The following is a 12735-nucleotide window of genomic DNA, read 5'->3' as shown; positions in this document are numbered from 1 at the left end:
ATCGTGGGCAGAACGGCCGGCAGAAGCCCATCGGGCACAGCCCCCATTTCGGTGGGGACGCACCGTGCAGGGGCGACTCTCCAGGGTGACTCCGGCTACTGGATGCTCCAGCGGTGCGGATGGCCGGGATCCTCAGGGCACATGAAGACGTTGAGTTCGCCGAAACGGCCCACGGTGACCTCGGTCGGGGTGGCGTGACGATACGTGGGCCGGCCCATGTCCTCCAGCGGCCTCCAACTGCCGGTGCCGCCGTCCCACTCCGAGCTGTCGATGGTCAGGAGCAGGCGCATCGGTGCCGCGCAGGTCAGGCAGTCCATCGGGTGAGGATCAGTCGCGTGCCAGGAGGCGAAGCCGCCCACACGCCATCCGGGTGGGATGGACAGGTCGTACTGGTAGGCGACGGGATAGGCCACGTTGCCGCCCGACAGCAGCTCGGCCGTCTCCTCAAGAGTTTCCTCCCAGGCGTCGATCTGTGCGCACAGGCCCTCGGGCAGGAGCCCCGCGAACGGGTACGTGACGACTTGCTCCGGGTGCAGCACACAAGGCTCGGGCAGGAAGCTGTCGGAGCCGACGACCAAAGGCTCCGGCGGCGTGGCACGTACCTCACCGACCTCGCCCGACTGACGCCACCGCAGGTGCACTTCCAGGTCCCACCGCCCCGGCCCGTGTGCGTTGAAGGGACACCAGAACACCTGGAGCAGGTCGCAGCCGTCCGGCCCCGTCGGCAGGTCGGGGGTGTCCCGCCGGTACAGCTGCGCGAGGCCGATCATCGGCAACGGGTCCGTCTCGGACACCCCGGGAATCCGGTGCTCCTGGCGCAACTCCTCCAGGAGTTGCCGTTCCTCGTCGGTAGGGCGTCCGGTCTCCTCACGAGCCGATACGGCAGCCAGAACGTGCCGCCACCGGTGAACATCGGCTGGTCGTCGGCCACGCCCCCGACCATGCGCCTCGCTGCACACCGGCCACGGCTCGTCCGCAGGCCACAGCATCGGACCACCAACGGAGCTGGCGGACAGATCTGGAGCGCCCGGCCGTGGGTGCAGCCGTGTCGTCGTGCCTCTGTGGGCGGCCAGTTCCGGGAAGAGCGCTTCGACATCGAGCGGTCTCGGGGGCGTGGTCCTCGTCATGGACGTGACCCTAAGGCTGCCTGCTGCGGACGCTGGCCACCGTGGTCGCCTTCCCTGCGGACTCGGCGAGGGTCGCCCCTGCCTTGGCCGTCAGGACGTGGCAGACGGCGTGGAGGGCGCGGGAGCGAGCGACGTGGCCGCCTCCCAAACGAAGCCGTCCGGGTCGGTGAAGGAGCCGGCGGTGCCACCGAGGACGATGCGGTGCGAGCCGGTGCCGTCGACGGCGACGCCCAGGTCCTTGGCCAGGCCGCGGCGCTTGTACAGCGCCAGCTTGACCGGGCTGGACTCGTCCGAGGCGAACTCGGTGTACTTGCCGCCGAAGCTCTTTGCCACGGTCAGGCCCTGGCCGACGTAGAACTGCTTGCTGGCCTTCATGTCCTCGACGCCGAGCAGGAGGACGAACTCGTCGATTTCGCGGGTGGCCGGGCCGTTGTCCTTCTTCTCCGAGGTCGCGACCTTCCAGGTCGTGCCGTCCGGCGCCTGAACAACGCCGCCGTAGCCCCACAGCGATTTCGCGGCGGGCTTGAGCACCGTGGCGCCGGCGTCCAGGGCGGCGCCGAGGAAGCTGTCGACTGTGGCCGGTCCGGACACCGTGAGCGCCAGGGTGAAGCCGCGGAATCCGGTCGAGTGCGCCTCGGACGCCCGCAGGCGTACGTGCGCATCCACTCCGAAGGCGGTGTGGAAGCGGTGGGCGGCCTCGAGGTCGGCCACCTCGAGGGTGACGGATGCGATGGACGTGGTCGCTGCGTTGTTTTCCATGTCCCTCACGCTATGGGCTGCTCGGCGGCCAGGGCTTCTCGATTCCTGACCGGTCTCGTCACGTGCTCCTCCCAGTGCGTCGGCACTCCTCCACCGTGACCGCGGGCTCCGCGTCACCGCCCGCTGCGCGGCGGCGGGCAGCGGTCCATACGGTCCCCTACCGTGGCCGCATGGACCAGCGCATCACCCTCGTCACCCTCGGCGTCCGCGACCTCGCCCGTGCCCGGCGCTTCTACGAGGCACTGGGCTGGCGCGGACAGGAGGTGGAGCACACGGTCTTCTTCCAGGCCGGCGGCCTCGCCCTGGTCCTGTGGGACCGCGACCTCCTGGCTGCGGACTGCGGTCTGCCGTCCGGACCGTCGACGCCGGACGGCCCGAGTGCCGGAGGGTTCGGGGGCATCGCCCTTGCCCACAACGTCCGTTCACGTGCCGAGGTGGACGAGTTGCTCGTCGCCGTGGAAGCGGCCGGCGGAACCGTCACCAAGCCCGCCGCCGTCAACGCCATCGGCTTCTACTCAAGCGCCTTCACCGACCCGGACGGGCACGCCTGGGAGGTCGCCCACAACCCGGGCTTCCACCTCGCCGCGGACGGATCGCTGACGCTGCCCGATTTCGGCGCCCACCCGGGCGGCGGGCCCCAGGAAGGAAGCGGGCCATGAGGTTCGTCGCGAGCGCGACGATCTGTCGCTGCTTGGCCCGGGCCGGAACCGGGGCACTCCCGTGTGACGTGGTGCGTGAACACACAGGGCTCACGCGTAGGGGCGACATGACGGCTCCGCGTCAGGACGGGGCGAGGACGCAGAATTCGTGGCCCGTCCGGGTCTGTCAGGCACGTCCACGGGACGTCGCCCTGGCCCACATCGGCGGGTGTCGCACCGAGAGCCCTCAGGCGGGCGACCAACTCCGCCTTATGGGTCGCAGAGTTGGTGGCGAGGTCAAGGTGCACACGGTTCTTGGTCGTGGTCTTGGCTTCCGGGACGGGAACGACGTCGAGACCCAGGACGACCGGGTCCGCCAGACGAATTCAGCGTCGGGTCCGACGTAGGTGGTCACGCCGGGCCGCAAGACACTCCAGCCCAGCGCCTCCGCCCAGAACCGGCCGACCGCCAACCCGTCAAGAGCCTTGATGTTCACCTGAACAGGTCGCAGTGCCATGCGGGCGATCCTATGCACCCGCTCTGCATCGACATCCGTACCGTCGCCGGCCGGCACCAGCCAGAGCGAGCCGGAAAGTGCCTCTGCGCTCCGACGACAGGACGTGCTGAGGTTCCTGTACGTGGTAGCGGCAGAGGCACTACTCCGTCTGGTCGGTCACGGCAGGATCTCGATGTACCCGTCCGTTCCGTGCACGCGAATCCGCTGTCCGTCCGCGATCAGCCGGGTGGCCTGCTCCACACCCACGACCGCCGGCAGGCCGTACTCACGGGCGATCACTGCGCCATGGGTCATCAGGCCGCCAACCTCCGTCACCAAGCCCGCGATTCCGACGAACAGCGGCGACCAGCTGGGGTCCGTGAAGGTCGTGACCAGGATGTCGCCCGCTTCGAGATCGGCGTCCGCCATGTCGAGGATGACGCGGGCCCTCCCTTCGATGGTCCCGGCGGAAACGGGCAGGCCGACCAGAGCACCGGCCGGTACGTCGTCGCGCCGGTACGCCCCGGTGAGGGCCTCGCCGTCCGAGGTGAGCACTCGGGGCGGTGTGAGCGCGTGGTACGAACGGAACGCCTCCTTGCGCTGCTCGATGAGCTGGTCATCCACCTGGTTCGAGCGCGCGACGTCGTGGAGTTCCTGGAATGTGAGGGAGAAGATGTCCTCCTTCTCAGGAAGAACGTCGGCCTGCACAAGGCGCTCGGCCTCCGCCAACAGGGCCTGCTTGTAGACGAAGTAGCGGCTGATGATGCCGTACTTCGGGTACTCCCGGTACCCGATGAAGGTTCTGACCCGGTCGATCATCCGCTTGGTCTCGTCGGCCTTCGCGTCCCCGTCCGGGAGGGCGCGCAGCCGCGACAGCACGTCCTGCTCCTTCTTCTGCGCCTTCTGCCGCCCTTGCTCGAAGCGCCGCTCGGCGGCGCCCGGCTCGAAGTTCCTCACGTTGTCGAGAATCACGGGCACGAGCGTGGTGGGGCGCTCGCGCCAGCGTGGCCTCGTGATGTCGATCTCGCCGACGCAGCGCATGCCGTACCGGTCGAGGTAGGCCTCGATGGCGTCGCGCGCTTCGGTACCGCCCGCGACCTTCGCCAGCTCGTCCAGGAACGCGTGGTCCTCGACGTACTCGACTCCCTGGAGGAACGCCACCACCTCCGGTGACGGGCGGATCACGTCCGCGACGTCGAGCAGCGCGAGTCCCATCTCCGACGTGACGTTGTCGGGGGCGGACAGCGTCAGCGTGTCAGCCGCGTTCTTCTCGCCCAGCCACTCCTGCAGCTTGTCGTTGAGCCACCACGTGGCCTCCATCCCCGCCATGATCACCTGAAGGCTCAGCGGATCGCCGAGGACCCGCTTGTGCTCCTCGAAGGCCTCGAGCAGGAAGTCGAACAGCGCCGGTCCGGACTTCGTCCGGATGTCGCGCTCCAGGGCGGCGATCGACTCCTGACTGCGCTCGATCAGCTCGGTGACGATGGCCGGATCGGTCTCGATCGGTGCGGGCACACCGCCGGCGGGCGCACCACCGACGGGCGGCCCGCCGGGATCCGCGTCCGGGAGCGACGGGACGAAATCGTCGCGGTCGAGGACGGTCTCCAGCGCGTCCCTGACCAGCGGATCACCCTTCCCCAGGACGTCCAGAAGGCCGGCGCGGCTCGCGGGCGAGGCCAGACGCCGGGTGACGTCGACGAACAGCCTCCCGCCGGCCTCGTGCATCGGCACCATGGCAGTCAGCTGCCACATGGAGTACCCCAGAGGCTTCATGGGGTCGGTCATCATCTGCCCGTGGCCGACGGAGACGTAGACGTGGTTCTCCTGATCGCCGGTCTCCGGGATGGGGTACAGCGTCGTGATCGGCCGGCTCTGAACGATCTGGAAGCCGTCGTCGACCAGGCACCATTCGATGTCCTGCGGGCGGCCGAAGTGCGCTTCGATCCGTCGCCCGAGCTGCACGAGCCGCACGACCTGCGCATCCGTCAGCGCCGGTTGCTCCTGCTGCTGCGAGTCGATCGACACTTCCTGCGTTCCGCCGGCCGGCAGTGCCTGAAGGGCACGCTGTTTGGCGGCGATCGCCTTGGCGACGACGTCGCCGTCTCGCACTGTGAAGACATCGGGGTTCACCAGTCCGGATACCAGGGCCTCGCCGAGGCCGAAGCCGGCGTCCACGGTGGCGACCTTCCGGTTGCCTGTGACGGGATCGGCCGTGAACAGAATGCCGGACGCGTGCGGAAAGGCCATCTGCTGCACGACCACGGCCATATGGACCGTACGGTCGTCGATGCCGTTCCGCCGGCGGTAGGTCACGGCACGCTCGGTGAACAGCGAGGCCCAGCACCGGCTGATGTGCTGAAGGATCGCCGTCGGCCCCATGACGTTCAGGTACGTGTCCTGCTGGCCGGCGAAGGAAGCCGTCGGCAGGTCCTCTGCCGTCGCGCTGGACCGGACGGCGTACGCGGCCTGCTCGCCGAGGTGGGCGAGAGCACGGGTGATCGCCGCCACCACATCGCCCGGGACGGCGATCCCTTCGATGGTCCGACGAATCTCCGCGCTGAGCGTGCGGATCGCCTCCCGGTCGTCCCGGCTCACGCGCGCCAACTGATCGAGCAGACCGCCGATCGACGGTGCATCCGCCATGACCCGCCGGAAGGCGTCCGTCGTCACGCAGAAGCCGCCGGGCACGCGGATGCCTTCGATACGCGAGAGCCCGCCCAGGTGCGCGCCCTTGCCGCCGACGAGCGCAACCTGTGTTTCGTCGACCTCGCGAAGATCCACGACGTACTGCTCCATCACTGCGATACCTCCGAGGCAGCCGTGCTCCGTTGTGCTGCGGTGGCCGGTCGAATCACCGGCGCCTCCCACTCTGTCGACCCTCTTGTCGTGCATGTCCTCATCCCTGCTTGCTTTCCCTCCGACGAGTCGGCAGCCGCTCTGCCCATGCGGGCGGCGAGCACCCCCGCACCCCGCGCGGAGCACCCGCAACTGCACCGCCGGTCCCACCGCTCGTTGAACGCCACCCCGTCCCTCATACGTCGCCGACAACCACCGCACGTCGTGCCCTCGTTTCCGCATGTTGTGGCATCGGCCGATGATTCTGCGCCGTGACCCGGGCCTTGTGGCAAGCCCCCCATTGCGCTATAAGTTGAGAGTGGCAAGGAGAGAGCTCTCCTTGCCTTTGTTCTTTTGCCGCCCCAAGGAACTGCCCAGCTCTTTGCGAAGAGCGACGGCGCGCCGTGCACGGGTACGCGTCGTCGGCTCAGCCGGATGTCGCATCGGCCTACAGATGCAGCCGCGGCTCCTGCGTGGGCGCCCGGGCACTCAGCACGCGGATCGCTGCCCACCCCGCCTCGAACTGAGGGAAATCGTCCCGCTGCCCCCCAGGGGCAACCACGGACAACGGCTTCTTACCCGTTGCTGCTGCACCCGCCCCGTGCCCGGCAGCCCTGCGTGTCGGATCCCCTGTCTAGTCTGTCCGCACCGATTCGATCAAGGAGCAGGGCAGTGCGGATAGAACGTCACCAGGTGGGCAGGGCCGCCGTTTTGGCAGCGCGCGAGGACTTCGCGAACCGGATCGGGGGGCAGGTGCGGTCCATGTCGCGCGCCGGCCGGATGGCCACCTACGAGTGGCAGTCCATCGCCGACGAGTTTCTCGACTACCTGGGCGCTCTCTCCGTCGAGACACCTGACCTCGACACGCCGGAAGCCCGGGCCGCACTCAAGGACGCCTCCGAGGCCGCGGCCGGCGCCGTCGCCTACGCGGCGTACCACCCGCACTGCACCTTCCAGATCTTTCTGGACTACGTGAACTTCGGTATGGGCTACGACCCGGGTGAGGACGCTCCCGCCGAGAGTGTCACCCCCGGGGAGTGGATCGACGCGCTCTGTCTGGCGACCCTCAGGGACAAGGCCAAGTGGCACGGTGAGGCCTTCCACTTCGCCCGGCAGAAGTTCGCCGAGCGGGAACAGGGGACACCCGCCGGCGAACTCATCACAGGATTGACGGCCATGATCCTCGATGACACCGGCGACGACGAGGAGTACCCGCCGAGCGCGCAAGCCAAGCTCGGCGCCGTCGACGCCGCCCTGGACCGCATCCGCGCCCGCACCGAGGAGACCGGCGAGACCCTGCTCGACCGGCCGGACAGCACGGCGCTACGAGCGCTGCGTGCCCTGGCTGCCGAGGACCGTGAAGCCTTCGACTCCGCGCTGGCCGACCTCCTGTTCGCGCACGCCGCCCTTCACGGCTCGACCGCCTCGCCGAGCAGTCTCCTGCCGCTCGTGCCGCTCGGCCTGGCGGCGTTCGCGTACCGGACGCTGGGCTGGATGCCCGCTCTTCAGACGCACTACCTCCCGCACGCCCTGGTCACCGGTTTCGAATCCAGCGGACCGAGGGTCGGCGGGTTCGGCCGTGACCGGCGTCCGGACGCGGCTGCCGCGCTGGCCGCAGGCCCCCTGGTGGTCGACCGGCCTGCACGCGACGGGGAGGTGAACCCGGAGAGTGAGGCCTTGTTCCACCGGTACACGCAGGAAGCCCTCACCCCGGAAGACGGCGAAGCCCTCGCCGCGTCGAAGCTCGAGAATGCCATGCGCTACCAGGAGCTCCTCTTCACATGGCGTGCCGGCAACTCCGCTGATGTCACGGACGCCCAGCTCGCGAACCTGCGGCTGGCCTCCCAGCTCGGGGCCGCCCTGTTCCGCATCGCTCTCGCGGAGCCCGGCACCGAGGCCGAGGTGACCGTCGCCGGCCGGGCCCTGCGCTACCCGGCGTCGCGGCGCGAGGCGAGCGCGGGCAGCTGGGAGAATGCCACTGTTTTCGCCTTGATCACCGGCGTTCGCCAGGACCTGGCCCCCCTTGTCCTCACCGGCCCCGCGTTTGCCGGCAAGGACGGATCCGCCTACACCGCGTACCGGGAAGCCCTCCACGCCTACCTGACGGGCGTGGATTCCGAGCAGGCGGTGGAGCGGGCGTTGCGGGAGGCCGAGAAGGCGAAGGACTGGGGCTTCTTTCCGCGACCGGCCGTGCTGCTGTCGCAGTTGGTGGAGGGCGACGAGGAGAGTTTCAACCTGGCTCTTGCCGATGCCCTCGAAGCACACCGCGATCACTACCAGGTAGCCGACCGTGCCGGCGACGCGGACGCCACGGTCGACCTCGAAGTCCTCGCCCTGGCTTGCCATGCCCGCCGCCGGGGCTGGGAGATCCGGGTCGAGTCCCCCTATCTGCCCCAGCGTCTCCTCCGGGCTGCCCAACCCTTCTGAGGCACGTGGTGGATCGCCGGGTCGGAACGACAACCGAAAGTCGGCACTGCTCGGGTCGGTGCAACGTGGGGCCCGGCGGGCTCTACGAGTTCGACGAGTTCGACGAACAGAGCTGCCGGTGAATGTGGCGCTGCGTCGAGCACCCGTTCCCTGGCTCCGAGCGGTTGCGTCCGAACTCCACCACCGCAGCCCTCCATGACTGTCACAACAACCCAAATCCCTTACGGCGCAGCCGTGTTGGAATCGACTCATGGCCACCACCACCGATGGATCCATGCGGCCCGCCCCTGCCGATTCCTCGCGTCGACTGCGCGGCGAGATCGAACGGCTGCGCGGCGAAGCCGAACAGCAGAAGGCTCTCGCGCATCGCCGAGCGGAGTTCTGGACCAAAGTCGACATCGCGCTGGGGTTCCCCGCGGCCCTGCTCGCGGGCATCGCCGGAGCCGCAGGGCTCGCCGCTGCGGACGCACGCGTGCCCGCCGCGTTGCTCGCCCTCACCTCCGCCGGTTGCGCGGCGGGCGCGGGCTTCCTGCGTGGCGACCGCAGACGGCTCGCCAACAAGCGTGCCCGGCGGGCCTGGGCCGCCACAGAAGGGATGGCCTGCGTGAAGCTGACGCAGGAACGTCTGGGCCCTGACGACCTCAGCGACCTTCTGGCAAGCCGTCAGGTGGCGTTGGGGGCCTACGACTCGGAGGATTCGCAGCCAGGGCCCTGACGGGCGGCGCCGGGCACGCCCTGGACGGATCAAGGATGCGTGCGGCGGCGGCGTCACGCTGGACGACCTCTGCGGCGGGCGGCAGAGCGTGCTCCGGCGGTGGCGCGTTGGGCTTCTGGGCCGTCATGGAGGAGCCTGCCCACAGGAGCGCTGTCGGTTGGCGTCGTGCGGATGCCGTTCCGCCGTCTATTCGCGATGCTCTAGTCATCAATGGTTTGATTGCTTTGTCAGAGTTGATCGGATATCTGCATTTTCGCGCTGAATGGCATGCCCTTCCCGTGAAGGACGGGCGATCAGGCGATCGATCATGAGTTCGACCACGCTGGCGAAGGCGGCGGCGGGGCCCCTGGCACGGACGGCCCGGCTCCTTCCGATCTCGGATGTGCGCGCTCTCCGCGAAGGACCCGGAAGCCGTCGCGCCTCACGTGGCCGGTCTTCACAACGTCAGGACTCTCCATGGCACCGACAGGCAGCAGACGTACCGCAGACTCCGGCGCCGCGGCCGGGAGGCAGCAGGCCGTGACCACTCCCCCGGGCTCCGGCGGCGGCTACGGACAGGACCTGTTCGAACCGGAGCACCCCGAGGAAGCCGAACGCATCGACGCGGCCGCCCTGGTCTACGACCCCTTCACCACACGCCGCCTGCGCGCTCTGGGCGCGGGGCCGGACAGCCGCTGCCTGGATGTGGGGGCCGGGACCGGGACGCTGGTCCGCTGGCTGCTGGACGAGGCCGGCGCCGCGGAGGTGGTCGCCCTGGACCGGGACACCAGCGGCTTGGCCGCCTTGGCGGGCCCACGGGTACGGCTGGTCAATGCCGACCTCAGGGACGAGAGCCTGGACCTGGGCGGCTTCGACCTGATCCACTCACGCTTCGTCCTCATGCATCTGCCCGAGCGACGCCGTCTCGTCTCACGGCTTGCCGGGTGGCTGAACCCGGGCGGCTGGCTCGTACTCGGTGACGCCGTGGAGATGCCGAACCCACTGGACGCGTCCTCTGCCTACCGGCGGACCATGGACGCCATGTGGCAGGCGCTACGGTCGACCATCGGCACCGACACGTCCTGGGTCCCGGCATACCCGCACCTCCTGCGGGAGGAGGGCCTCGAGCACGTTGCGGCGGAACTCTTCTGCCCGCCGCTGGTCCCAGGAGGCCCGCTGGCGCGTTTCTGGTCCGAGACGTGGGACCGGATGCGGCTCGCACTGGAGGAGACCGGGCGGGTGGACTCCTCCGTGATCGACGACGCCCTCGCCTACCTGGCCTCACCCGAAGCCGCCGAACTCGGGCCCGGCATGGTGATGGCCTGGGGTCAGCGGCCCTGAGCCCCGGGGCGTGGCTGCCCTGCCGGACGGCGTCGCCAGCCGGCGGGGCTCACAGCGCACACGAAGCGCGGGATGCACCCGACATGAGGCGCTAGACCTACCGGCGACCGATGGCGCGTCCTCCCGGCATCCGATGAACCCCTCAGCTCCGCTTCCGGAGCGGCCCATCAGGTGCTCGGTGATGCCGGCCGGCACGGGGAACTGGCGTACGTCTCGGCGTAGTTGACCAGGGCTCACGACCTGACCCCTCTGGCCACCCCTCGCACACCTCCGCCCACCGGGCACCCCGCATCAGTTGCCGGCGCCGTACAGCCATCGGCCGAGATGCCAACCGGCACGACAGATACGACAGGCAGATAGGACTTACCGCATGTTTCCGGCATTGTGCTCCATGCTGGTCCTGCCGCATCTGGCCCCACCCGGGGCGCCGCCCCTTGCCCGGGCGGGATGCGTGCATGTACGACGACCGGAGGACCATGTACAGGCAGGATCACCCCCGTCCGACCTCTGCCACCCGGCGTGCCGTACTCGGCGCCGGGATCGCCGCAGCGGGATCCGCGCTGCTCACCGCTTGTTCAGGCAGCGGCGCGGACTCCACAGCCGGCGCCGGAAAGGGGGCCGCCGGTCCCCAGTCCTCCGTCACCTCGGACGGCAAGAAGGTCCGGCCCACATGGACGCCCAGCCCCGAAGGAAAGCTCCGCGGCCTCACCTTCACCGCCACACCGTCCACGGTCGAGATCGGCAACGGACGCACCGTCAGAACCTCGACCTACAACGGTGAACTGCCCGGCAAGGAGGTGCGGATCACCGCCGGCGACACCCTGCAGTTGACGCTCGCCAACCAGCTGCCCGAACCCACCACGGTCCACTGGCACGGCGTAGCCCTGCGCAACGAGATGGACGGCGTGCCCGACGTGACGCAGCCGCCCATCCAGCCGGGCAAAACGTTCACGTACCGCTTCCAAGCTCCGCACCCCGGCACCTACTGGTTCCACCCCCACCTGGGCCTGCAGGTCGACCGCGGAATGTATTCACCGCTGATCGTCGACGACCCCAACGAGCCCCTCTCCTACGACGTGGAATGGATCGTCCTGCTCGACGACTGGATCGACGGGGTCGGCGGCTCCAGCCCCGAGGACATCTTCGACCAGCTCCGCAAGGGCAAACCGGCGATGGGCCACGGGCAGCACGAGCCCGGCGCCCGGCCCTCCAAACCTTCCGGAGGCGTCGCGGCGGGATACGGCCCGCCCCGTGCCCACGCACCACAGCGCCACCACGCGCCGGCGCGCGACGACGCCCCGCCCTCACCGAGGCCGAGCAGAGGCCCCGGCCGACTGATGACCGCTGCCAGCAGCCCGCTGCTCGGCGGCCACGCCGGAGACGTCGCCTACCCGCACTACCTGATCAACGGACGCACACCCGACGACCCGACCCAGTTCCGGGCCAAAGCCGGCGACCGGATCCGGCTGCGCATCATCAACGCCGGCGCGGAGACCCCGTTCCGTGTGGCCCTCGGCGGACACCGGATGACAGTCACCCACAGCGACGGCTTCCCCGTGCGCCACCACCGGACCGACTCTCTACTCATCGGTATGGGCGAACGCTACGACGTACTCATCACCGCCAAGGACGGCGTCTTCCCGCTCACCGCACTCGCCGAAGGCAAGAACGGCGCCGCCATGGCCGTCCTGCGCACGGCAAGCGGTGCACTTCCCGGCCCCGGCACCCGGCCCGCCGAACTACGGCGCAGCGTCCTGCCGTCGGCACGCGAACTCAGGCCGCACGAATCCGTCGAACTCGACCGGCGCCGACCCGACCGGATCGTCAGAGTCACCCTCACCGGTGGTATGGAGAACTACGACTGGGGCATCGACCACCGCCCCTACTCACCCGACCGCGTCCACCGCGTCGAACGCGGCGAACGTGTACGGCTGGTCGTCGTCAACGCCACCGACATGTGGCACCCCGTCCATCTGCACGGCCACACCTATGCCCTCGCCGGCATCGACTCGCACGGCGCCCGCAAGGACACGGCCACCGTGCTGCCTCACAACAAACTCGTCCTCGACTTCGACGCCGACAACCCCGGCGACTGGATGCTCCACTGCCACAACATCTACCACTCGGAGTCCGGCATGATGACCACCGTCACGTACGACGCGTAGCCCAACACCTCAGCGGTGGAGATGAGTTGCATGACGAAGAACCCGGTCCCCGGCGGCAAGGACGATGGCTTCCTCGGAGAGATTCTCTGAGCCGCGGCCCGGCCGGGGACCACCCGTTCCCGGCCGGTGATCGCCCTGGCCACAACCGAGCCAGGTAGGTAGCTCTCCACCCGCTCCGGCGCACCGTGCGGCCCTCTCGGCCACGGATTCGCCGCATCACAGACGAACGCCCCTGTCGGAGCGGTGTGGCCGG

General features: G+C 69.3%; 8 protein-coding genes and 1 pseudogene. 5 read left to right on the top strand and 4 right to left on the bottom strand.

Annotated features, from left to right (window positions below; genetic code table 11):
- Nucleotides 1-95: 95 nt before the first annotated feature.
- Together ACQPWZ_RS34855 and ACQPWZ_RS34850 are read right to left on the bottom strand one after the other, a co-directional pair.
- Nucleotides 96-1127: a hypothetical protein gene (locus ACQPWZ_RS34855; RefSeq protein WP_433573479.1), complete on the bottom strand. Its 1032-nt coding sequence runs from the start codon at nt 1125-1127 to the stop codon at nt 96-98.
- A gap of 90 nt (nt 1128-1217) precedes the next feature.
- Entirely contained in the window at nt 1218-1886 is a 669-nt protein-coding gene (locus ACQPWZ_RS34850) for a glyoxalase (protein WP_433573478.1), read from the bottom strand.
- 170 nt (nt 1887-2056) lie between these two features.
- On the opposite strand from ACQPWZ_RS34850, the gene ACQPWZ_RS34845 reads away from it, so the two are divergent.
- A complete protein-coding gene (locus ACQPWZ_RS34845; protein WP_340477404.1) occupies nt 2057-2545 on the top strand; it encodes a VOC family protein in 489 nt (162 codons plus the stop codon).
- 127 nt (nt 2546-2672) lie between these two features.
- Here ACQPWZ_RS34845 and ACQPWZ_RS34840 read toward each other — a convergent pair.
- Both ACQPWZ_RS34840 and rph read right to left on the bottom strand, forming a co-directional pair.
- Nucleotides 2673-3041 (bottom strand): annotated as a pseudogene (locus ACQPWZ_RS34840) (VOC family protein); the annotation flags it as partial.
- Between the two features lie 156 nt (nt 3042-3197).
- Entirely contained in the window at nt 3198-5816 is a 2619-nt protein-coding gene (gene rph / locus ACQPWZ_RS34835) for a rifamycin-inactivating phosphotransferase (protein WP_433573922.1), read from the bottom strand.
- A gap of 711 nt (nt 5817-6527) precedes the next feature.
- Here rph and ACQPWZ_RS34830 point away from each other — a divergent pair.
- The 4 genes from ACQPWZ_RS34830 (at nt 6528) to ACQPWZ_RS34815 (ending at nt 12482) form a co-directional block, all read left to right on the top strand.
- Entirely contained in the window at nt 6528-8282 is a 1755-nt protein-coding gene (locus ACQPWZ_RS34830; RefSeq protein ID WP_433573477.1) for an Imm49 family immunity protein, read from the top strand.
- A 250-nt stretch (nt 8283-8532) separates the two neighbouring features.
- Nucleotides 8533-8997 carry a hypothetical protein gene (locus ACQPWZ_RS34825; RefSeq protein ID WP_433573476.1) on the top strand — a complete coding sequence of 155 codons (465 nt, stop codon included), beginning with the start codon at nt 8533-8535 and terminating at the stop codon, nt 8995-8997.
- A 519-nt stretch (nt 8998-9516) separates the two neighbouring features.
- Nucleotides 9517-10317 (top strand): class I SAM-dependent methyltransferase, encoded by an 801-nt coding sequence (locus ACQPWZ_RS34820; protein WP_383238583.1) that lies wholly within the window; start codon nt 9517-9519, stop codon nt 10315-10317.
- Nucleotides 10318-10793: 476 nt separating this feature from the next.
- A complete protein-coding gene (locus ACQPWZ_RS34815) occupies nt 10794-12482 on the top strand; it encodes a multicopper oxidase family protein (RefSeq protein WP_433573475.1) in 1689 nt (562 codons plus the stop codon).
- Nucleotides 12483-12735: the final 253 nt, after the last annotated feature.

This window comes from Streptomyces sp. CA-251247, from assembly GCF_050952975.1.
Classification (GTDB): domain Bacteria; phylum Actinomycetota; class Actinomycetes; order Streptomycetales; family Streptomycetaceae; genus Streptomyces; species Streptomyces achmelvichensis.
Note: the sequence above shows the minus strand (reverse complement) of the source record. Positions and strands in the feature narration are given on the sequence as shown.

Coding starts and splice junctions, on each gene's coding strand:
- ACQPWZ_RS34855 (WP_433573479.1), bottom strand. CDS start 1,127: ATGACGAGGACCACGCCCCCGAGACCGCTCGATGTCGAAGCGCTCTTC.
- ACQPWZ_RS34850 (WP_433573478.1), bottom strand. CDS start 1,886: ATGGAAAACAACGCAGCGACCACGTCCATCGCATCCGTCACCCTCGAG.
- ACQPWZ_RS34845 (WP_340477404.1), top strand. CDS start 2,057: ATGGACCAGCGCATCACCCTCGTCACCCTCGGCGTCCGCGACCTCGCC.
- rph (WP_433573922.1), bottom strand. CDS start 5,816: ATGGAGCAGTACGTCGTGGATCTTCGCGAGGTCGACGAAACACAGGTT.
- ACQPWZ_RS34825 (WP_433573476.1), top strand. CDS start 8,533: ATGGCCACCACCACCGATGGATCCATGCGGCCCGCCCCTGCCGATTCC.
- ACQPWZ_RS34815 (WP_433573475.1), top strand. CDS start 10,794: ATGTACAGGCAGGATCACCCCCGTCCGACCTCTGCCACCCGGCGTGCC.